Here is a 22,173-nt window from a genome sequence, read left to right as displayed (position 1 = left end):
TGGAGACGATCACGCGCTCGCCCGACAACAGGGCGGGCACCAGGTAGGCGAAGGTCTTGCCCGTGCCGGTGCCGGCCTCGGCGATCAAGGTCTCACGCTCGGCGATGGCGTGCTGTACCGCCCGCGCCATCGCCTGCTGGGCGGCGCGAGGGGCGAAGTTGGGTAGCTCGCGGGCGAAAGGGCCTTCCGTGCCCAGCAACGCGGCAACGTCCTCGTTATCGATCATCCGGCAAGTATGGCCGACCTTCCGCCGGGCTGCGAATGCCCTAGACTCCAGGCGGCCTTCCACGGAGCAGTGCCATGTCCACGACCACCACCGGCATCGGCCAGATTGCGATCACAGTCAGCGACGTCGACGCGGCGCTGGCGTTCTATCGCGACATCCTGGAGCTGCCGTTCCTGTTTCGCCCGGCGCCCAACCTCGCCTTTCTCGACAGCGGCGGCGTTCGCCTGATGCTGTCGACGCCGCAGGGCGCGGGTTCGGTGGGCGGCAACTCCATCCTGTATTTCAAGGTCGCCGACATCGAACATGCCTTCGCCTCGCTGCTCGATCGCGGCGCGGTGGGCGAACGCGAACCGCAGGCCACCGCCGAACTTTCCGACCACACGCTGTGGCTGGCCTTCCTGCGTGATCCGGATGGGAATCTGGTGGGGTTGATGGAAGAGCGGCGGCGCTAGGCCGTGGCGGCTCTTGTAGGAGCGCACCCTGTGCGCGATAGCCTACGGAGCCGGTGGAGCTGCACCGTTCCCGCGCCGCCGAAAACCGGCTACTACCCGTTTGCCGACAGTCTGCGGTCGCGCACTGGGTGCGCTCCTACAAGGTGAGTGGAGGGGCGTGCCGGTCAGTAGCGCTGCAGGCCTTCCACGTGGCACTGGGCAACCCATTTGGTCGCGCTGGCCGCGCCGGCTTCGTCGCCGGCGTGCTGGCGCATTTCGACGATGGTCTGCCAGTTGCGCGCGCACAGCGGACCCAGGCGCGGGCCGAGCTCCCACGAGCGGTGCGCGAGCTTCTCGGCGTTGGCGTAGTCCTTCAGGCGGATCGCCAGCTCGGCGCGGTCCTGCAGCAGGTCCGGGGAATCGGGGCTGATCTTCAGCGCCTGGTCGAGCTTGCTCGCCGCGTCCTGGTACTTGCCCGTGCGCGTGTCGCCTTCGGCGGCGTCCTGCAGCGCGGCCACGCCCGGGTCGCGCAGCGGGTTCACGTCGATGGCCGACTTCTCCTTGTCGCCCGCCGCACGAATCGACGCCAGCATCTGCTCATCCGAGATGGTCGGACGCGTGGCCTGCGCGGGGACGCTGGGCTGGCTGCACGCGGCGAGCAGCAGGGCCGCCAGCGTGGCTGGGACGGCGCAATGGCGAAGAAGACGGCTCGACATGGTCAATCTCGTGCGGGTTCGGTGGGAGCGGCTGGCGCGGGGGACGTATCGGCGCTGCCGAAAAGGTTGCCGACGTGCTGCCAGAAACAACCCTCGGCGTCCTGCCCAAGTGTACCGGCGACCACCGGCAATTGGCGCGCGCCGTCGCATCCCTCTTCCGAACGGTGGCCGTTGGAAGTATTGATCCAGGCCATTTCCAGCCCGTCGCCAGGCGCCGCCGACAACGGGCGCGTAGGCAGCTTGCGGAACAGTTCCTGCCAGGCGCGCAGGCTGCCGGTGGCGCCGTAGAGGCCGCTGGGCTTGTTGTCGTCACGGCCCATCCAGAACAGCGCGAGATGGTCGCCGGTGAAACCGGCGAACCAGCTGTCGCGCATGTCGTTGCTGGTGCCGGTCTTGCCGGCGGCATTGAGGTAGGCAAGACCCGAGCTGCCGATGGAGGCCGCCGTGCCCGTGCGCGCCACCTGCTGCATGGCCCAGGTCACCAGGCGCACGGCCGGCTGGTATTCGCCAGGGCCGGTCTTCACCTCATAGCGCTTGATCGTCTGGCCCTTGTTGTCGACCACGCCGCGCACCGCCAGGAGCGGCAACGCGTGGCCGTCGGCGGCGATGTATTGATAGAGCTGCGCGGCCTGCAGCGGCGACATGTCTTCGGCACCGATCAGCAGCGACGGGCTCGGATTGACGTCGGTGAGCCCGAACGACTCCAGGAACGCCTTGATGCGCGCGATGCCCACGCTCATGCCGAGGTTGATGGTTGCCAGGTTCCAGGAATGCACCAGTCCGTCGATCATCGGCACCGAGCCGTGCACGTCGCCTTCGTCGTTCTTCGGCGTCCAGTAGCTGCCATCGGGCTGGCGCATGCTGATCGGCGAATCCTCCACCGGGCTGCCGAGGTTCCAGCGCTCGGGGTTGGCCAGCGCGACAAGGTATACCAGCGGCTTCATCAGCGAACCGATCGGGCGGCGCGCATCCATCGCGCGGTTGAAGCCCTGCTCGCCTGGCGACTTGCTGCCGACCATGGCGAGCACCGCGCCGGTCTTCGCCTCGGTCACCACGGCCGCGGCCTGTGCGGCTTCGCCACGCTTGCCGAGGCTGCCCGCGGTCGAGGTGATCGCCTGCTCGGCATACAGCTGCGCCGCCGGATCGAGCGTGGTGAAGATGCTCAGGTTGCCGTTGGAAAGCGTGTCGTCGTCGAAGTCGCTGGTGATCTGCGCACGCACCAGCTGCATGAAGGCCGGGAAGCGGTTGTGCGGCAGCTGGCCGTTGGTGACGATGCCCAGCGGCGTGCTCTTGACGGCCGCGGCCTGGTCGGCGGGAATCAGGCCGGTCTCCACGAACTGGTCGAGCACGAGATTGCGGCGCACCAGCGCACGGTCCGGATAGCGGCGCGGATCGTAGAAGCTCGGCCCTTTCACCAGGCCGATCAAGAGCGCCATCTCCTGCGGCTTGAGGTCTTCCATGCGGCGGCCGAAGTAAAACTCCGACGCGGCGGCAAAGCCGTGCACGGCCTGGTTGCCCTGCTGGCCGAGGAACACTTCGTTGACGTAGGCCTCGAGGATGCGGCTCTTGTCGTAGTGCGTTTCGATGAGGATCGACATCAGCGCTTCGTTGAACTTGCGCGTGAAGTTCTGCGAGCGATCCAGGAACAGGTTGCGCACCAGCTGCTGCGTGAGCGTGGAGCCGCCCTGCACGGTGTGCCCCGCGCGCAGGTTGGCGAACGAGGCGCGCAGGATGGCCGAAAAGTCGATGCCGATGTGATGCTTGAAGTCGCGGTCTTCCACCGCCTGCAGGCCGCTGAGCAGCAACGGCGGCACGTCGGCGAGGCGCACGATGCGGCGCTCTTCCTGCTGCGGGCCGTACACGGTGGCGATGCGCGCCGGGTCGAGATGGGTGAGGTCGAGCGGTCGGCCGTTGCCGGCGTCCTTCACGCTGGCCACCTGGCCCTTGCCCAGCACGACGCGGATGCGCTTGGGCAATTCACCGCCGTCGGGGCCCGCATAACCGCGCGAGGCGATGTTGTAGGTCCCGCCCTCCTTCGCCCAGGTACCCGCCACCTGGCCGCGGCCATCGTTGCCGTAGCCGGCGAACGTCAGCTCCAGCTCCAGCGTCGCCGGATTCATCGGCGTGCCGGCGGCAAGCGGCAGCGGCCGCGCATAAATGCGCGTGGGGACGGCGAAGACCAGATCGTTGAAGCGGTCCTGCACCCGCTTGTTGAGCACCAGGGTGTAGGGCAGCACGAAGCCGAACAGCAGACCCATGCAGATCCAGAACGGAATGCGCACCCAAGGCCAGACAGCGCTGGCGAACGAACGGAGGCGGGTCAAGAAGGCCAAAGAGTGAGAATCCTGAACGGAAGAGGCCATCGGATCATAGGACCCGCTTCCCGGCGGGTATCTGAACGCCAGCGGCTGTTTGTGGCGTGGATGGGGCTGGGGAGAGGCGCCGGCAGGTTTGTCGCGCCCGGCCACCCATTGTAGGAGCGCACCCAGTGCGCGACCGCAGAGCCGGGCCGTATCTCAGTAAATGGTTTTTCGCTGCGGAATCCAGCCAGGTCGGTCGCGCACTGGGTGCGCTCCTACGGTTGGGGCTCCCAGCAGGCGGCATCCGGTTGGAAGGGGCGTGGTGAGACGCCCAGCAGGCGCTGCAGCTCGCTGTTGTCGGCGACGAGGTTGGCTTCCAGTCGCGTCAGCGGGCCGCGCAGCCGGGGCACGGCATGGCGGCCCAGGCGCAGCAGCGGCGCCGGCACGGGGATGGGGACGGTGCCGATCGGCAGGCTGCGGCGCACCCGCGCGAACATCTCGCCAGCGGTGAGCCGCTCGCCCCCGCCCAGAGGCAGGATGCGGCCGGCCGCCTCGGGATGATCCAGCGCCGCCACGACCGCCGCGGCGATGTCATCGGCGTGCACGGGCTGGCGCAGCCCACGGCCGGCCGGCAGCGGAAATACGCGCAGCCGCATGGCGCGGCGCGCGATCGGGGTGAGGCTCTTGTCCAGTCCTGCGCCATAGATCAGGGTGGGACGGAAGATCGTCCACAACGCCCCCTGCTTTTCGCAGGCAGCCGCCAGGGCGATCTCGCCATCGCGCAGCGACTGCGAGATCGCGCGCTCGGCCGGCACGTCGGAATCCTGCTTGGATTCGGCGCTCATCGAGCTGGTCGCGATCACGCGCGTGCCCGGCGCGAGCACCAGCGAGGACAACCACTGCGCGAACGGCAGCAACGGACCGAAGCTGATGATCACCAGCGGACGCCCCACGTCCGGCACGCGGTCGGGCAACTTGCCATGCACCCAGGTGAGACCCGGTTCGCTGGCGCGTTGCGAGCGGCTGAGCGCCTTTACGGTTTCGCCGCGCGCGCGCAGGCGCGGCAGCAGGAAGCGGCCGATCTGACTGCTGGCCCCGAACACCATCACCGTCATGGGCGATTCCTCAGGAACCGGACTGCAGGCGTGCCATCAAGGTGGCCAGGCGTGGATTGCCCGGCATGAGTTTGCGTGCGCTGTCCAGCGACTGGGCGGCACCGGCGCGATCGCCACTCTGCAGCTGTTGCTCGGCCTGGTCCATCCAGGCGCTGGCCAGGCGCTGGCGCAGCACGCCCTGGTTGGTGTTGCCCGGCGACAGGTCGCTCAGGTCGGCCAGGCGACTGTTCGCAACGGACAGGTTGCCATTCAACAAGGCCTGGTTGAACTGGCTCACCGCGATATTGGGAAGGTTCTCCAGGCCGTTGCGGGCGGTGACGTTGTTGCCGTCGACGGCGAGCGCCTGGCGGTAAAGGTCATAGGCGCTCTCGCCCGGCGGCAGCATGAGGTTGCCCTGGCGCGCCGCGTTGTCCGCGCGCAACAGTGTCCGGGAGAGTTCCGCACTTTGCTGCGGGGTGAGCGGCGGATGCTCCAGGGGAGCTTCGCTGTCTTCCGCGCCTCCCGCGGGCGGCTGCGCGGCGGCGCTGGATTTGCGTCGCTCGCTGTTGCCGTTCGCCTGCGTTTCCTCGGCGGCTTTGTGCTTGTTGCCGGCCGCGGCGGCCTGGGCGGCTGCGACGGACTTCTGCTCGTCGGTCAGTCGTGCGCGTGCCGAAGCCAGGTCCGCGGAATGCGGCGCGAGCGCCTCGGCCTGGTCCAGCAGGCCGCTGGCATGCGCGGTGTCGCCGCTGTCGAGCGCGGCGTTGGCCTGCACGATCAGCGCCTGCGCTACCTGGCCGAGACCGGTCTTGGCGTCGGCATTGTTGGGATCGATCGCCAGCGCGGCCTTGAAACGCGCGAGCGCGGTGTCGTCGCCCTCGCCGGTGATATGGCCCGCACGCAGCGCGTCCTGACCTTGCTTGATCGCATCGGTGACCTGGCTGTTGTTCTGCTGGTCGGCCTGCACCAGCGCGGCGCGCAGCGCCGGCAATTCACCGTAGTTGGGCAACATCGCGGCAATGCGGTCGACCAGCGTGGACGCCGTCGCATGATCGCCGGCATCGAGTGCCTTGTGCGCCTGCGCCGCAAGCGCATCGGCGACCTTGTCCAGCCCGTGCAGCGCCACGGCATTGCCGGGATCGGCGGCCAGCACGCGCCGATACAACGCGGCCGCGCCGTTATCGCCATCGAGCTTGCCCGCCTCGAGCGCCTGCTGCGCCTGGTCGACCAGGCTGTCCGTCTTGACCGAACCGTTGCGTGCGCTGGCAATCGCCTGGCTCAGGCGGTCCACGTCGGTGCCGCCGCCCAGCAGTTCGCGCGCCGTCGCCAGCGCCTGGTCGGCCTCGTCCAGCTTGTGCGCCTGCAGCGCCGCATCGGCGCGGGCGATCTCGGCCTGGCCGACCTTGCGCAGGCCGTCGCGGGCGCGGTCGTTGTCCGGCTGCAGGGCGCGCGCCGCTTCGAACAATTCACGGGCGCTGGAGCCGTCGGTGCCGTCCAGGCGTCCTTCCTGCAATGCGGTCTCGGCACGGCCCAATACACCGTCGAGCTCGGTGCTGGGCACCAGTCCGCGCAGCTTGTCCTGCCCCATCCACACGCTGGTGCCGATGCCGATGACCACCAGCAGCGCCACCGGCACCAGCCAGCCGCGCTTGCGCGCGCGAGGGCGAGGCGTCGGTTCACGCGGCGGCGCCGGACGACGCATGTCCGGGGCGAGGTTGAACTTGGGCAGTCCGTCGTCGTCCCTGGGCGCGTCTTTCCACGGGCTTGAGCTGGGCGCATCCAGGTTGTCGAGGCTACCCAGGGTCGGCTCGGTGCGGCCTGGCGACCCTTGGTCGTACTGGTCTTTGCGTCCGTTCATGGGCATGGGGAAGTGGAGTCTCTCGCCCGCAGCTTAGCATCGCGGCGGGCTTGGGCCGGGTTGTTAAGGCCAGCCGTTCAGCCAACGCTGACGCGGCGCGCGTCGACCACGTTGGGCAAGGCCACCAGGCGATCCAGCAGGGTGGACAGCTGTTCGAAGTCCCGGACACGCAGGGTGAAGCGCATTTCCACTTCGCCCGTGCGCGTGAACACGCGGCTGGACGAGGCGATGATGTGCACGCTGGCATTGCTGATGACGCTGGTGACGTCCTTCTGCAGGCCCTTGCGATCGTAGCCGCGCAGTTCGATGTCCACCTCGTATGCGCGCGCCGGAGCCTTGCCCCACTCCACCTCGATCACGCGGTCGGGATCGCGCCGCGCCAAACGCGCCAGGCTGGGGCAATCCGCGCGATGCACCGACACACCGCGCCCCTTGGTGACGAAGCCCCGCACCGGATCGCCGGGCAACGGCTGGCAGCAACGCGCCAGCGTGGTGAGCAGGTTGCCTACGCCTTCGATGCTGAGCGCGCTATGGCCGGGCGCCGCCGGCCTCGGCGGCGCCACGGTCGCCGACTGCGTCATGGCCGGCGGTGGTGCCGCGGCCTCCTGCAGCACGCGCGCGACCTGGCCCGGCGCGACTTCGCCCAGTGCCAGCGCGACGAGCAACTCCTCGTGCGACTTCAAGTGGAAATGCGCCGGCAGCTTGCTGATGTCGGCCGAAGGCAACGCCAGGCGCTTGATCTCCTTCTCGAAGATCGCGCGGCCGGCGGCGACGTTGGCGTCGTGCGCAATGCGGCGGAACCAGGCGCGTACCTTGTCCTTCGCGCGCGAGGTGTGCAGGTAGCCATGATGCGGCGACAGCCAGTCACGGCTGGGCTCGGCAACCTTCGCGGTAAGCACTTCGACGCGATCACCGCTGGACGGCTGGAAAGTCAGCGGCACGATGCGGCCGTTGACCTTGGCGCCACGGCAGCGATGACCCACCTCGGTATGCACGTGGTAGGCGAAATCGAGCACGGTGGCGCCGTGCGGCAGGTCCACCACCTCGCCCTTGGGCGTGAGCACGTAGACGCGGTCTTCCAGCAGCTCGGTGTGCAGGTCGGCGGCGAGATCGCCGTCGCTGTCGGGCCGCGGTTCGAGCAGCTGGCGCATCCAGGCGATCTTCGCCTCGAACTCGCTGTCGCCCGCACCGCCTTCCTTGTAGCGCCAGTGCGCGGCCACGCCGAGTTCGTTGATGCGATGCATCTCGTGCGTGCGGATCTGCACTTCCAGCGTCTTGCCGCGCGGGCCGACCACGGCCGTGTGCAGCGAGCGGTAATCGTTGCCCTTGGGCCGGGCGATGTAGTCGTCGAACTCGCCGGGAAGGTGCGGCCACAGCGTGTGCACGACGCCGAGCGCGCCGTAGCAGTCGGCCACGCTGTCGACCAGCACGCGCACGGCACGGATGTCGTAGAGATCGGAGAACTCCAGCGACTTGCGCTGCATCTTCTTCCAGATCGAATAGATGTGCTTGGGGCGGCCCGCCAGTTCTGCACGGATGCCCGCCGCGTCCAGCGCGCGATGCAACACGTCGAGCGATTCGCGGATGAATTCCTCGCGATCGACGCGGCGTTCGTCCAGCAACTTGGCGATGCGCTTGTACGTCTCCGCCTGCAGGTAGCGGAAGCTCAGGTCTTCCAGCTCCCACTTCAGCTGCCAGATACCGAGGCGATTGGCGAGTGGCGCATGGATGTCGCGGGTGAGCCGCGCCAGCGATTGGCGCTCGGCCTCCGGCCAGTTGCTGGCGATGCGCATGCGGGCCAACTGCCGCGCGAGCAGGATGAACACCACGCGCACGTCGCGGATGATCGCCAGCAGCAGGCGGCGCAGACCCTCGGCGCCATGATCGGCGCCGTGCTGCGCATGCAATGCCCATACGCGCTCCGCTGCCAGTTGGCCGGCGACCAGGCGCTGCAGCTCGGCCGGCAACAGTGGCTCGCGCTGCGCCCACAGTGCCGGATCGACACGGGACACCTCGAACCAGACGGCCGCCGCCTGGGTCTGGGCATCCGAACCCAGCATGGCGAGCAGGTCCAGCGCATCGGCCAGCTCGGCCTGGTGCATCGACAGGGACGCGCCGGCATCCAACGCGTCGCCCAGCACGGGCGGCACGTAGCCGACGCGTTCGCGCCACTGGGCGAGACCCGGGCTTGCGGTGAGGGCGGCTTGGACCATGCCGTCATTCTAGGGCCTGTCAGCGCGATGGGCGCGGCCCGCGCCGACGACCGGCTTTTTTTCGCATGAACCGGCGGTTCATGCCGTGTATGCTGCGGCGGCGACGTCGATCCCTTGCCCTTGAGGACATTTCCATGCGTCTGGCCCGCCTGCTGTCGTTGTTCGTGAGTGCCGCCCTGATCGTTCCCGCCCTTGCCGTGGCCGCCGACCAGTACGTGCCGCTGCAGCAGCGCATGTCGCCTGCGGAGTTCAAGGCCGCGGGCCTCGACAAGTTGTCGGCCGACGAACTGAAGAATCTCGACGACTGGCTGAGCGGGCACGGCAAGGTGATCACCAAGGTGGTCGATTCGTCGGGCAAGCCGGTGTTCTATCCCGAGAGCGGCAAGCGCACCGTGGTCACCGCGCGCCTCAAGGGTTCGTTCGACGGCTTCGGCGAGAACAGGCAGTACACGCTCGACAACGGCCAGGTGTGGAAGCAGGCCGGATCGGGCGGCTACGTCTGCCCGCATGCCGAGAATCCGGGCGTCACCATCAAGCCGATGATGATGGGCAACTGGCTGATGTACGTGGAAGGCTGCGGCGAAAGCATCAGCGTAAAGCGCGTCCGTTGACGCGCCCGACTCACGCGAGCGCTTCCAGCGCCCGCGTGAGTCGCTTGGCCGATACCGGCTCGGCCGTTTTCAGTTCCTGCGCGAACAGGGACACGCGCCATTCCTCGATCAGCCAGCGCAACTCGTCCAGCCCGTCCGTGCCCGCGGCGCGGTGCTTGAGGTAGTCGCGCCAGAACGGCAGCACCTGCAGCATGCGCTGCTGGTCCCGGGCCGGATCCTGCCGCAGGCGCTCCGCGCGCAGGCGCATCGCCTTCAGGTAGCGCGGATAGTGCGCGAGCCGCGAAGTGGGCAGTTCACGCAGGAAACCCGCGGTGAGCAAGGACTCGAGCTGCTCGCGCAAATCGTCGTAGCTGGCGCGGGCAAAACCCATCAACGGTGGCTGCAGCCACGGCTTGAGGTCGGCCTGTGCTTCGATGATCGGCTCGGCCAGCTTGAGGCGCTCGACCGCCGCGCCGAAGAGTTCGCGTGCCATCTGCGTGTGCAGCGCCTGGAACGCGCCGGCTGTTCTCACAGCGAGATCGTGGCGGTCCAGCAGATCGGTGAACCCGCCTTCCACCAGGTCTTCGCGCAAGCCCTCGACGCCACCCAGCGGCGCATATTTCAGGGCGAGCGGGTTGGCGATCGGCAGGCGTCGACGCGCCTGCTTCATGTCGCTGGCGAGCGCATTGCGCAACAGGCGAACGACGCCCTGGATGTGTGCCTCGCGCGCTTCGTCGCCACGCTCGAACACCCGCAGCGCCACCGCGTCGCCCAGGTCGACCAAGGCGGGAAACGCAAGCAGGCCGCCGGCCGAACGCACCTGCGCCGGAACCTCGTCGAAATCCCAGCTGGCGATGTCTTCGCGCGTGAGCTCGATATCGGTCTTGCGCGAGAACGCTTCGCGCGCCTGCCCTTCCCATTGCGCGCGCATCGCCGCGAGATCGCGCCCCGTGGCGAGCGTCTTGCCGTTTTCGTCGTGCAGGCGATAGCGCATGCGGAAATGCGCAGGCAGTTCCACGGCGTCGAAGTCCGTCGCGGCGACGTCCACGCCGGTGGCCCGCTTGAGGAATGCCGCGAGCGCCTTGTGCAAGGACTCGTCGCGCGGTGCCTCGGCCTCGGCGAATGCGCGCGCGAAATCCGGCGCGGGAACGAAATTGCGACGCAGCGCCTTGGGCAGGCCACGGATCAGCTCGGCCACTTTTTCCGCCAGCAGGCCGGGCACCAGCCACTCGCAACGCGACGCCGGCAAGGCGTTCAACATCGCCAGTGGCAGGTGCAGGGTCACGCCGTCGGCGTCGTCACCCGGCACGAAGCGGTACTCGAGGCGGTATTTCTGCGGCCGCTCCCGCGCATCCTGCGCCCGCGGCACTTGGCCATCCATGGCCGGCGGCCGTTCCCGCGCGTCCTGCGCCCGTGGCACTTGGCCATCCATGGCCGGCGGCCGTTCCCGTGCGTCCTGCGCCCGCGGCACTTGGCCATCCATGGCCGGCGACGGGATATCGAGGGAGGCGGGAAAGGCCTTCGGGTCCAATCCGGCGCCGCCGCTCATCACGTCGTCCAGTGACCAGCGCAGCGCCGCCTGTTCGGCGGGACGCGCCTTGCGATACCAAGCGTCGAGCGCGCGGCTGTCCGCGATGTCTTGCGGCAGCTTGCCTGCGAAGAAGCCGACCAGCTCGTCTTCGGAGCGTAGCAGGCCTTCGCGGCGCTGCTTGGCCTCGATGCCGCGCGCGTCCTCCAGCACCCGCTGGTTGGCGCGCACGAAGTCGGCACGCGCATCGATATCGCCCCGGGTCAGCGCTTCGCGCAGGAAGATCTCGTGCGCGAGCACCGGGTCCTGCTTCTGGAAAGTGCCCGGGCGCCGTTCGACCAGCGTGAGACCAAACAGGCTCACCTGCTCATAGGCCACCACATGGCCACGCTTGCGCGACCAATGAGGATCGCGCCATGCCGACCGCAGCAGGTGCGCGGCCTGCTGCTCGATCCACAGCGGTTCGATGCGCGCGCACATCATGCCCCACACGCGGCCGCCGACGTCGAGGATCTGCGCGGCGAAGATCCAGTTCGGCGGCACCTTCGACAGCGAGGAACCCGGGAACACCTGGAAGCGGCGCTCGCGCGTGCTTCGGTAGATGCCTTTCTCGTCCTTGTGGCCGACCTGCGTAGGCAGGCCGGCGAGCAGGCTGCGGTGGACTGCTTCGTAGAGACGGTCGGCGTCACCATCGGCCTGGCCTTGCGCGGCATGGCTCCCTCCCCTTTGCGGAGGGGTGGACGCTTGCCCTGGACCTTCCGGCAAGGGCTTGCCCCCTCCCGACCTCCCCCCGCGGGCAGGGGGAGGAGCGATGCGTGTGGCCTGGGCCGTTGCACCTGCTTCACTGCTCTTCCACCCCAGCTCCTGCACCACCAGCAACAGCTGCCGGTGCAGTTCGCGCCATTCGCGCATGCGCATGAAACTGAGGAAGTGGCGCGAGCACCAGTCGCGCAGTTTCGACTGGGTGAGATCCTCGTGCGCCTTGCCGTATTCACGCCACAGGTTCAGCACGCCGACGAAGTCGGATTTCGGATCGGCGAACGCCGCATGCGCCGCATCGGCCTGCTGGCGCGCATCGGCGGGACGCTCGCGTGGGTCCTGGATGCTGAGGAAGGAGACCACCACCAGCAGTTCGCGCAGGCTGTGCAGCGTCTGGGCTTCCACCAGCATGCGCGCCAGCTGCACGTCGATCGGCAATTTCGCCATCACGCGGCCGGTCGGGGTGAGGCGACGCGCATCGTCGATGGCTGAGATTTCGGCCAGGCGGCGGTAGCCGTCGGCGACCACGCGTGGATCGGGCGCCTCGAGGAACGGGAATTCGTCCACCTCGCCCAACTGCAGCGACAGCATGCGCAGGATCACGTTGGCCAGCGAGGAACGCAGCAGCTCCGGATCGGTGTAGGCCGCGCGGCTGTCGTAATCGGCCTCGTCGTAGAGGCGATAGCAGGTGCCCGGGCCCACGCGGCCGCAGCGGCCCTTGCGCTGGTCGGCGGCGGCCTTGGAGATCGGTTCGACGTGCAGGCGTTCCAGCTGGCTGCGCTGGCTGTAGCGCTTCACGCGCGCCTGGCCCGAGTCGATGACGTAGCGGATGCGCGGCACCGTGAGCGAGGTTTCGGCCACGTTGGTGGCAAGCACCACGCGCCGTTTCGGGCCCGGCTTGAACACGCGGTCCTGGTCGCCGGCGGAGAGGCGCGCGTACAGCGGCAGCACTTCCGTTTCGCGATACTGGCGGCGCGACAGCAACAGATGGGCATCGCGGATCTCGCGCTCGCCCGGCAGGAAGATCAGCACGTCGCCGCGCGGATCGTCGTGGGTGATTTCGTCCAGCACGGCGGCCACATGCTCTGCACTGCCCTGCTGCAAGTCACCCGCACGCTGTCCGCGGCGTGCCGCAACCTCGTCCACTGAACGCCAGCGCACCTCCACCGGATAAGTGCGCCCCTCCACCGACACGATCGGCGCGTTGCCGAAGTGCTCGGCGAAGCGCTCCGTATCGATGGTGGCCGAGGTGACGATGATCTTGAGCGTCGGACGCTTCGCCGCCAGCCGCTTGAGGTAGCCGAGCAGGAAGTCGATGTTGAGGCTGCGCTCGTGCGCCTCGTCGATGATGATGGTGTCGTAGGCGCTCAGCCACGGATCGCCCTGCGTTTCCGCGAGCAGGATGCCGTCGGTCATGAACTTGACCAGGGTGCGCTCGGACACCTGGTCGGTGAAGCGCACCTGGAAACCCACCTGGTCGCCCAGGCCGGTGCCCAGTTCCTCGGCCACGCGCCGTGCCACCGAGCGCGCCGCCAGGCGGCGCGGCTGGGTGCAGCCGATCATGCCCGCCTCACCGCGCCCGGCGGCGAGGCAGAGCTTGGGCAGCTGGGTGGTCTTGCCTGAGCCGGTCTCGCCGGCGATCACCACGATCTGGTGCTTGCGGATCAGCTCGACGATCTCGTCGGCGCGCGCCGTGATGGGCAGCGATTCGTCCAGCGTGATCGCCGGCTTGGCGTCGGCGCGGGCGCGGCGCCTGGCCGCGGAGGCCTCGATATCGGAAGCCAGCGCCGCCAGCTTCTTGTCGTCGAAGCGGCGCGACAGTTCGCGCCAACGGCCTTGCAGGCGCCCGTAGTCGCGGCTGGAAACCGACTCGAGCGCCTTGCGCAGCTCGCGCAGACGCGGGTCGGTGTCGGAGGAAGGTGTAGTTGCCTGTGTCATCGGACCGCACATGATAGCTGGTGACTATCGCCGGCATCGGCACGATTCATTTCCCCGCCGCGTGACCGCTCGCTAAGCTGGTCCCAGGCTTCATCCCCACCCTCGAAAAGGAGCACTCCATGGCCATTTCCATCGGCATCGCCAAGAAGGACCGGGAACAGATCGGCGGACAGCTGTCCAAGCTGCTCGCGGACACCTATTCGCTCTACCTGAAAACCCACAGCTTCCACTGGAACATCACCGGGCCGCATTTCAACAGCCTGCACACGATGTTCGAGACCCAGTACAACGAGCTGTGGCTGGCCGCCGACGAGATCGCCGAGCGCATCCGCACCCTGGACGTGTTCGCCCCCGGCTCCTACAGCCAGTTCGGCAAGCTCACCTCGATCAAGGAGGAAGCCGGCGTCCCTGATTGGAAGGACATGGTCGGCCAGCTGGTCGAAGGCCACGAGATCGCCGCCCACACCGCCCGTGAGGCCATCAAGGTGGCCGACGGCGCGGGGGACGAGGGCACGGTCGACATGGTGACCGGCCGCCTGAAGGAGCACGAAAAGACCGCCTGGATGCTGCGCTCGCTGCTCAAATAAGCATCAGCCGGCCCTCTCCCTCCGGGGACAGGGCCGGGTTTCCCGCCGGCGGGGCGGACTGTTTCCGTCGCTCCGGCCCAGGGCCCTGGCTTCATCACGACAAATGAACATTTGCGCCGTGGCATCGCGCCGCCCGCGGTGCACCGTGCATGCCGGGGTCGCCGCGAGACAGGGAACGCACCACACGCACGCGGCTCGAAGCGAGCCATGGCCATCGCCGGGAACGGCCCGCGGACGCCCTTCGCCGTGGTCACCTGCCATTGCCCTGACCTTGCGCTGACCACCTTCTCCCGCGATTGATTGAGCCCAATGCGCTCCATGGTTAAGCTTTCAGGGCTTTTCGGCCTCGTGTGAGGCAGCCACGGGGACCGTTTTGAGCGCGACATCGACCACCCACGACAGCCGACATCCGCTGCTTGCAGCCATCCTGCTTGCCCTGATCGTGGCGGCCATGAACATCGGCCTGTGGTGGTGGAGCAACCTGCCCCATGGCCCCGAGGACTGGAAGGGTCCCATCGGCGGCTTCGCGCTGTCCGCCTTCCAGCGGTACCAGAATCCGCTGAAGAACGATTTCCCGTCCGACGAGGAAATCAACAACGACCTGAAGCTGCTCAAGCAGTACACGCCGCGCATCCGTACCTATTCCACCCTGCAGAACCCGCAGGTCTATCGCCTGGCCGACAAGCAGGGCCTGCAGGTGATGGCCGGCGCGTGGATCGATCGGCGCCTGGACAACAACGAGAAGGAGATCGAGACGCTGATCGCGCAGGCGCGGCGCTATCCCAACTCGATCAACCGGGTGATCGTCGGCAACGAGGTGCTGTTCCGCAACGACATCCCGCCCGAGCAGCTGATGGCCTACGTGGACCGCGTGCGCGCGGCGCTGCGCCAGCCGGTGTCCGTGGCCGAGCCGGACTATATCTGGCTCAAGTATCCGGAACTGGCCGAGCACGTCGACTTCATCACCGTGCACCTGTTCCCGTACTGGAACGGCATGGATCGAAAAGACGCCATCGGTGCAGCGCTTGGAAGCTATAAGGAACTACGCGCAAAGTATCCCAACAAGCCAGTTGTGATCGGCGAGATCGGCTGGCCGTCGAACGGCGATCGCTTCCAACGTGCCGACCCTTCCGTGTCGAACGAAGCGATCTTCCTGCGCCAGTGGTTCGTCACCGCCAAGAAGGAAAACATCGACTACTACGTCATGGAGGCGTTCGACCAGCCCTGGAAGGAAAAGCTCTCGGGTCGCACCGAAGCCTACTGGGGCATGTTCAATGCCGATCGCCAGCTGAAATTCCCGTTCACCGGCCCGGTCACCGAAGACACCGCCTGGCCGTGGAAGGCACTGGCCGCCAGCTTGCTGGCGCTGCTGCCCATGATCTGGTTCGCGCGCCACTACAGCCGCTTCAAGCTGATGGGCCGCTTCTTCTTCTGCGCGCTGATCCAGCTGGCCTGCGGCCTGATTACCTGGTCGGCGACGCTGCCGTTCAATTTCTACCTGAGCTGGATCGACTGGACGATGCTGGTGCTGCTGTTCCCGGCCCAGATCGCGATCCTCGCCATCCTGCTCATCAATGGCTTCGAGTTCACCGAGGTGCTGTGGCGGCGCGGCTGGGTGCGTCATGCCGGCCTGCTGGCGCCCGATCCGGTGGAGAAGCAGCCGTTCGTGTCGATCCACCTGGCCTGCTACAACGAGCCGCCGGAGATGGTGATCATCACGCTCGACTCGCTGGCCGCGCTGCAGTACGAGAACTACGAAGTCCTGGTGATCGACAACAACACCAAGGACCCGGCGATCTGGAAGCCGGTACAGGAATACTGCGAGAAGCTGGGCAGCAAGTTCCGCTTCTTCCACCTGGAACCTTGGCCGGGCTTCAAGGCGGGCGCGCTCAACTTCGGCCTGAAGGAAACCGACCCGCGCGCCGACGTGGTGGCGGTGATCGACGCCGACTACGTGGTGCGCGAAGACTGGCTGGCCACGCTCACCGGCTACTTCCACGATCCGAAGGTGGCCGTAGTGCAATGCCCGCAGGCGCATCGCGACTTCGAGCACAACCGCTTCCGCCGCATGACCGCGTGGGAGTACGACGGCTTCTTCCGCATCGGCATGCACCACCGCAACGAGCGCAACGCGATCATCCAGCACGGCACCATGACCATGGTGCGCCGCTCGGCACTGGAAGGCACCGGCGGCTGGTCCGAATGGACCATCTGCGAAGACGCCGAGCTCGGCCTGCGCCTGATGCACGCCGGCTATGAGCTCGTGTACGTGGACGAGCTGATGGGCAAGGGCCTCACCCCGGCCGACTTCAAGGCATACAAGAGCCAGCGCTACCGCTGGGCGTTCGGCGCCATGCAGATCCTCAAGGGTCGCTGGAACTGGATGACCAAGAAGGGCCCGCTCTCCGGCGGCCAACGCTTCCACTTCCTCACCGGCTGGTTCAGCTGGTTCGCCGATGCGCTGCACCTCATCTTCACCATGATGGCGATCTTCTGGACCGCGGGCATGGTGGCGTTCCCGACCATCTTCAGCCTGCCCATGCAGCTGTTCCTGATCCCGGTGATCGGCTTCTTCTTCGCCAAGGCCATCTTCGGCATCGTGCTGTATCGCGCGCGCGTCCCATGCGGTTGGTACGACACGCTGATGGCGTCGCTGGCCAGCATGGGCCTGTCGCATGCCATCGCGCGCGGCATCCTGCACGGCCTCACGCGAGAGAAGACCTCGTTCGTGGTGACCGCCAAGAGCCGCCGCCTCGGCGGCAGCAACTTCGCCGCGTTCGCACCGGTGCGCGAGGAACTGCTGATGGCCATCGCCCTGCTCAGCTGCGTGATCGGCATGGGCATGCGATTCGGCACGCAGTATGTCGAAGGCACGTTGTGGATGTTCATCCTCGCGGCGCAGTCGATTCCGTACGTTTCCGCCGTGGTGGGCGCGTGGATTGCGCACAAGGCGGGCGACAAGGCCGGTTGAGTCGTTCGCTGACGCCCCATTCACCAGTGCGTGCGAGGTGATGGGCTAAGCTTGGAACACACGCGTCGCCGGCGCGTGTCATCGCCCACTTCCAGGATGGAAACGCCGATCGCATGCGCCGACTTCGTCGCCTGACGCTGCTGCCGCTTCTGCTGGCCCCGTGGCTGGCGCACGCGGGCGTGCAGCTCTCGGTGGATGGCGTGGATGATCCGCTGAAGCTCGCGGTCACCTCGGGCGTGGACATCTCGCAATACGCCAATCGCGACGTCAGCGAGGCGCAGGTGAAGCGCCTGTACAACCAGGCGCTCGACCAGGCGAAAAGTGCCTTGGAGCCGTACGGCTACTACGAGGCGACGGTACAAGGCCAGCTCGAGCCCGTAGGCACCGACTGGCGTGTCACGCTGCACGTGAAGCCGGGGCCGCCGGTCACCGTCACGGCCGTGAACCTCAAGCTCGACGAGACGGCCACGGCCATCCCCGCCATCCGGCGCGCCAAGCGCAACATCGAGAACCTCAAGGGGCAGACGCTCAACCACGGCGAGTACGACTCCACGCGCGATGCCTTGAGCGGTGCGCTGACCGCCAATGGTTTCCTCGACGCGCGCCTGGTCACGCACCGCGTCGAGGTGCACCGCGCCGAACGTACCGCCGTCATCCAGCTCGCCTGGGAGGCAGGCCCGCGCTATCGCTTCGGCGACGTGCATTTCGAAGGCTCGCAGTTCCGGCCCGGATTCCTGCAGCGCTACGTGCCGTTCAAGCCGGGCGACTATTTCGCGCAGGACAAGCTCCTCCAGCTGCAGCAGGCGTTGAATGGCGCGGACTACTTCTCCGTCGTCAACGTGCTGCCCGACGTGGACGACAAGAACAACGGCGTGGTCGCGGTGAAGGTGGAACTGGTGCCGGCCAAGCGCACGATCTATACCGGCGGCCCGTTCATCGGCACGGATACCGGCGTGGGCGTGCGCGTGGGCAGCGAGCGCCGCTGGGTGAACCGCAACGGCCACAAGTGGAAGAACGAGCTCGTCATTGCGCAGAACCTCAAGACGCTTTCCACGCTGTATTCCGTGCCCATGCCCGGACCGAACCAGCGCAGCTTCAACTACGGCGCCACCTATCGCGATTCCGATACCGACACCTCGCACTCCAAGACGCTGGAGCTGGTCGCCAATGAAACGCGGCAGTGGCACGGCTGGGTACGCACCATCGGCGTGCATGCGCTGGACGGCACCTTCACCGTCGGCCAGAAGAGCGGCGAACCCGACAACGCGCCGGGCATCGAGCACGGCCGCAGCAACCTGTTCTATCCCGAGGTGTCGCTGTCGCGCAAATCCGGCGACAACCCGATCTTCGTCCGCAGTGGCTGGTCGCTGACCTTCGCGGCGCGCAGCACGGTCGGCGGGCTGCTGTCGGACGCCAGCTTCAGCCAGGTCACCGCGGATGCGAAGTGGATCACCTCGTTCGCCGGCCGCAATCGATTGATCCTGCGTGGTACCGCCGGCGCGACGTGGACCAACGACTTCAGCGACCTGCCGCCGCAACTTCGCTTCTTCGCGGGCGGCGATCGATCCGTGCGCGGCTACAGCTACCAGAGCATCGGCCCCAAGAATTCCTACGGCCGCGTGGTGGGCGGCAAGAACCTGCTGGTGGGCAGCACCGAAGTGGAGCACTACTTCACCAGGAACTGGGGCATGGCCGCCTTCGTCGATGCGGGCAACGCGTTCGACAACACCGACTACCGGCCGAAGATTGGCGCCGGCCTCGGCGTACGCTGGTTGTCGCCGGTGGGTATGATCCGCGTGGACCTGGGCACGCCGGTGAACAACCCGGATGAACACGGCGTGGAGCTGCACGTCGTGATCGGCCCGGATCTGTGAGAGCCATGAACACCGCCACGCCCGCCACCGCACCCAAGCCCCGCCGCCGCTGGCTGCGCTGGATCGCGCTGTCGCTCGGCACGCTGCTGCTGTTGCTGCTGCTCGCCGTGGCCTGGCTCGTCAACACCGGATCGGGCCTGCGCTTTGCGTTGGCGCGCGCCACGGGCTTTACCCAGGGCGCCCTCACCGTGCAATCCGCGCAGGGACGGCTGGCCGGGCCGCTGGATCTCGCAGGCGTGCGCTACGCCGATGGCAAGGGGCTCGACGTCAAGGTGGCGACGGCGCATGTCGACTTCAGCGTCGCGTCGTTATGGCGCAAGCGCGCCCATGTGCTCGACCTCCGTGTCGACGGCGTGGACGTCGCCTTGCCCAGGAGCGAGGAGACCCCGCAGGGCGAAAGCAGCTTCTCGCTGCAGCCGCCGCTCGACATCCTGCTCGACCGCGTGCACGTGGGCACGGTGAAAATCACCCAGGACGGCAAGCCGCTGTTTGCTTCGAACACGCTCGACCTGGCCGGCAGCTGGACCAGCCGCGGCATCGAGCTGCGCCAGCTCGCCTTGCGCGCACCCGATGGCCATGCCGATCTGACCGGCACCATGGGCATCAGCGGCACCTATCGCGGCGACAGCAAGGCGGCCTTCGCGTGGACCGTGAGCGGCACCGAATACGCAGGCGAGCTGACCGTCCACGGCGACGGCCAGCAGGCGCATCTGGAGCTGCAGCTGCTTCAACCCATGGCGGCGCGCTTGCAGCTGCAGTGGGTACAAGGCGGTGATTACGCCTGGACGGCACGGCTCGATGCGCCTCGTTTCGACCCCAAGCCATGGCTGGGCGAAAGCTCGCTGACGCAGCTGGGCATGGCACTGGATGGCAAGGGCGATCGGCGCAGCGGCAGCCTGCAGGGCCAGCTTGACCTCAACGACTATCAGCTGCAGCTGCGCCCTCTCGCCGCGCGCTTCAGCGAAGACTTCAAGACGCTGACGATCGATCAGCTCGCGCTCGCCTCGCCGCAGTTCAAGGGCGGTGTAGATGCGCGCGGCGTGGTGGCGTTGGGCGCGCAACCGTTGTCCGCGGATCTCACGGTCGACTGGAAAGACGTCGAACTGCCAGAGAACCTAGTTGGCCAGGTGCTGCAGAGCCATGGCAGCCTGAAGGCCAAGGGCAGCGCCGACCGGTTCCATGCCAGCGGCGACCTCGCCATTGGCGCACCAGGCAAGCTTGCCGACGTGACGCTGGACCTGGATGGCACGCAGAAGCAGATCGACCTGCATGCGCTTGCCGTCAAGCAGCCGCAGGGGCAGATGCAGGCCAAGGGCACGCTGGTGCTGCAGCCTGCACTCGGCTGGCAGATGGAAGCGACGGCGAATCGCTTCGATCCGGGCCACGTGCTGGCGAAGTGGAATGGTTCGCTCGATTTCGACGTCGCATCGCAAGGCACGCTGCCGCAGGGGCGTCCCGATGTCACCCTGGATATCCGCAAGTTGGAAGGGCGACTGCGCGAGCGCACCGTGCATGGCGACGGCAAGCTGCATCTTCCGCCGGAGGGCGTGGTCGACGGCAGGCTGCATCTCATCTCGGGCGGCAGCGATGTGCAGGTCGATGCGAAGCCTGGCAGCAGCAATGACGCGACCATCAAGCTTGCGGTCGCCACGCTGGGCGACTGGCTGCCCGACGCCGCCGGCCGCCTGCAAGGCACGGTCCGCGTGCAGGGCAAGTACCCGAAGCTGGCCGTTGACGCCAATGTGCAGGGCAGCGCGCTGAGTTATGCCGGCCAGCACGTCGACGGCCTGCGCCTGCTCGCCAACGTGCCCGATATCAGCCGACCCGGCGGCAAGCTCGACTTGCAGACGACCGGCGTCAACGCCGGCGGTCTCGCCTTCACCCGGGTGAACGTGCGCGGCGACGGCACGGCGGAACGGCACAACCTCACGCTCGACGCGCGCGGCTCGACGCTGTCGACCGATCTCGCGCTGAGCGGCAGCCTCAAGGGTCCGGCGTGGAACGGCACGCTTTCCACGCTCAACGTCGATCTCGCCGGCCTGCCCCGCTGGCGGCTGCAGCAAGCCACCGCGCTGTCCTACAACGACGGCGCCATGAGCCTCTCCGAGTTGTGCCTCACCGCGGGCGATCCGCTGCTGTGCGCAGCCGCCAGGCAGGACAAGGCCGGCAACCTGGACGCCAGTTATCGTTTGCGCAGCCTGCCCATCGCCTTGTTGATGAGCGCCGCCAGCACGGCCAAGGTGCCGATGCGCGTGGAAGGGTCGCTGGAGGGCGATGGCAGCATCCGCCGCAATGCGGCCGGCGCGATCAACGGCAACGCGTCCATCACCTCGTCGCATGGCTCCATCGCCTATGCCGACCGGCCTGATGAACCGCTGATCACCTACAGCAACCTCACTGCCCATGCGCAGCTCAGCCCGTCGAACCAGCGCATCGACTTGCATGCGGGCTTGACCAACAACGGACGTCTGGACGGCCAGGTCAGCATCAGCGGTGCGCAACAGGCCCTGGCCGGCCAGGTGTCGCTGCACGTGACCAACCTCGCCCTGCTCGAAATCTTCACCACCGAGGTGGTCAATCCCAAGGGCGCGATCAACGCCGAGTTCGGCCTCGGCGGCACGGTCTCGCAGCCTGCCGTCAACGGCCAGGCCACGATCAGCGACTTCGCGGCCGAGATCCCGGCGATGGGATTGAAGTTGAGCCAGGGTCGCGTGGCGGTAACCACCACCGACGCGCGGCATTTCCGGCTGGACGGCACGCTGCATTCGGGCGACGGCAACCTCGTGCTTGCCGGCAGCGCAGCGTTGGGCAACGACGCGCAAAGCGTGCTCTCGGTGAAGGGCGGCAACTTCAAGGCGGTGGACATTCCGGCGGCGAAAGTGGCGGTGTCGCCCGATCTCGCCGTGCGCCATGACGCCAATGGCCTGGACATCACCGGCAGCGTGCTGCTGGACAGCGCCGACGTGAACCTCGACAAGCTGCCCGGCGCGGGCGCCACCAAGGCCTCGCCGGATGTCGTGGTGATCGACGACAAGCGGCAGGAGGAACAGGCCAGCCGCATGCCGATCACCGCGAGCGTCACGGTGAAACT

At 67.5% G+C, this 22,173-nt stretch carries 12 protein-coding genes and 1 pseudogene; 6 read left to right on the top strand and 7 right to left on the bottom strand.

The features are described from left to right. Window positions 1–226, bottom strand: a pseudogene (locus tag JMF82_RS18690) (ATP-dependent DNA helicase); the annotation flags it as partial. Between the two features lie 74 nt (window positions 227–300). Between JMF82_RS18690 and JMF82_RS18685 the strand changes: the two are divergent. Further along, a complete protein-coding gene (locus tag JMF82_RS18685; RefSeq protein WP_201316040.1) occupies window positions 301–678 on the top strand; it encodes a VOC family protein in 378 nt (125 codons plus the stop codon). A 164-nt stretch (window positions 679–842) separates the two neighbouring features. Here the strand turns inward: JMF82_RS18685 and JMF82_RS18680 are convergent, their stop codons facing one another. From JMF82_RS18680 to JMF82_RS18660, 5 genes are all read right to left on the bottom strand, one after another. Then, the gene (locus JMF82_RS18680; protein WP_201316039.1) at window positions 843–1,373 is read right to left on the bottom strand and encodes a tetratricopeptide repeat protein; all 531 of its coding nucleotides are present in this window, start codon (window positions 1,371–1,373) and stop codon (window positions 843–845) included. A 2-nt stretch (window positions 1,374–1,375) separates the two neighbouring features. Continuing rightward, a complete protein-coding gene (gene mrcB, locus JMF82_RS18675) occupies window positions 1,376–3,706 on the bottom strand; it encodes a penicillin-binding protein 1B (RefSeq protein ID WP_201316038.1) in 2,331 nt (776 codons plus the stop codon). A gap of 242 nt (window positions 3,707–3,948) precedes the next feature. Continuing rightward, window positions 3,949–4,788 (bottom strand): NAD-dependent epimerase/dehydratase family protein, encoded by an 840-nt coding sequence (locus JMF82_RS18670; protein WP_201316037.1) that lies wholly within the window; start codon window positions 4,786–4,788, stop codon window positions 3,949–3,951. A gap of 10 nt (window positions 4,789–4,798) precedes the next feature. Continuing rightward, window positions 4,799–6,622 carry a hypothetical protein gene (locus JMF82_RS18665; RefSeq protein WP_201316036.1) on the bottom strand — a complete coding sequence of 608 codons (1,824 nt, stop codon included), beginning with the start codon at window positions 6,620–6,622 and terminating at the stop codon, window positions 4,799–4,801. 77 nt (window positions 6,623–6,699) lie between these two features. After that, a complete protein-coding gene (locus JMF82_RS18660) occupies window positions 6,700–8,835 on the bottom strand; it encodes a bifunctional (p)ppGpp synthetase/guanosine-3',5'-bis(diphosphate) 3'-pyrophosphohydrolase (protein ID WP_201316035.1) in 2,136 nt (711 codons plus the stop codon). A gap of 134 nt (window positions 8,836–8,969) precedes the next feature. Between JMF82_RS18660 and JMF82_RS18655 the strand changes: the two genes are divergently transcribed. Beyond that, entirely contained in the window at window positions 8,970–9,446 is a 477-nt protein-coding gene (locus tag JMF82_RS18655; RefSeq protein WP_201316034.1) for a hypothetical protein, read from the top strand. Between the two features lie 10 nt (window positions 9,447–9,456). On the opposite strand, the gene hrpA is transcribed toward JMF82_RS18655, so the two are convergent. Continuing rightward, complete coding sequence (gene hrpA, locus JMF82_RS18645; RefSeq protein ID WP_236585565.1) at window positions 9,457–13,650, bottom strand: ATP-dependent RNA helicase HrpA; 4,194 nt, start codon at window positions 13,648–13,650, stop codon at window positions 9,457–9,459. A gap of 119 nt (window positions 13,651–13,769) precedes the next feature. Between hrpA and JMF82_RS18640 the strand changes: the two genes are divergently transcribed. The 4 genes from JMF82_RS18640 to JMF82_RS18625 all read left to right on the top strand — a co-directional run. Then, on the top strand, window positions 13,770–14,237 hold the full coding sequence (locus JMF82_RS18640) for a Dps family protein (protein ID WP_201316033.1): 468 nt from the start codon (window positions 13,770–13,772) through the stop codon (window positions 14,235–14,237). A gap of 373 nt (window positions 14,238–14,610) precedes the next feature. Further along, window positions 14,611–17,208, top strand: a complete 2,598-nt coding sequence (locus JMF82_RS18635) for a glycosyltransferase family 2 protein (RefSeq protein ID WP_201316032.1) — start codon at window positions 14,611–14,613, stop codon at window positions 17,206–17,208. 113 nt (window positions 17,209–17,321) lie between these two features. After that, the gene (locus JMF82_RS18630) at window positions 17,322–19,082 is read left to right on the top strand and encodes an autotransporter assembly complex family protein (protein ID WP_201316031.1); all 1,761 of its coding nucleotides are present in this window, start codon (window positions 17,322–17,324) and stop codon (window positions 19,080–19,082) included. A 5-nt stretch (window positions 19,083–19,087) separates the two neighbouring features. Then, a partial coding sequence (locus JMF82_RS18625; protein WP_201316030.1) for a translocation/assembly module TamB domain-containing protein occupies window positions 19,088–22,173 on the top strand: 3,086 nt, incomplete at its 3' end.

It is taken from the genome of Dyella sp. EPa41 (assembly GCF_016586165.1).
Lineage (GTDB): Bacteria > Pseudomonadota > Gammaproteobacteria > Xanthomonadales > Rhodanobacteraceae > Dyella.
Note: the sequence above shows the minus strand (reverse complement) of the source record. Positions and strands in the feature narration are given on the sequence as shown.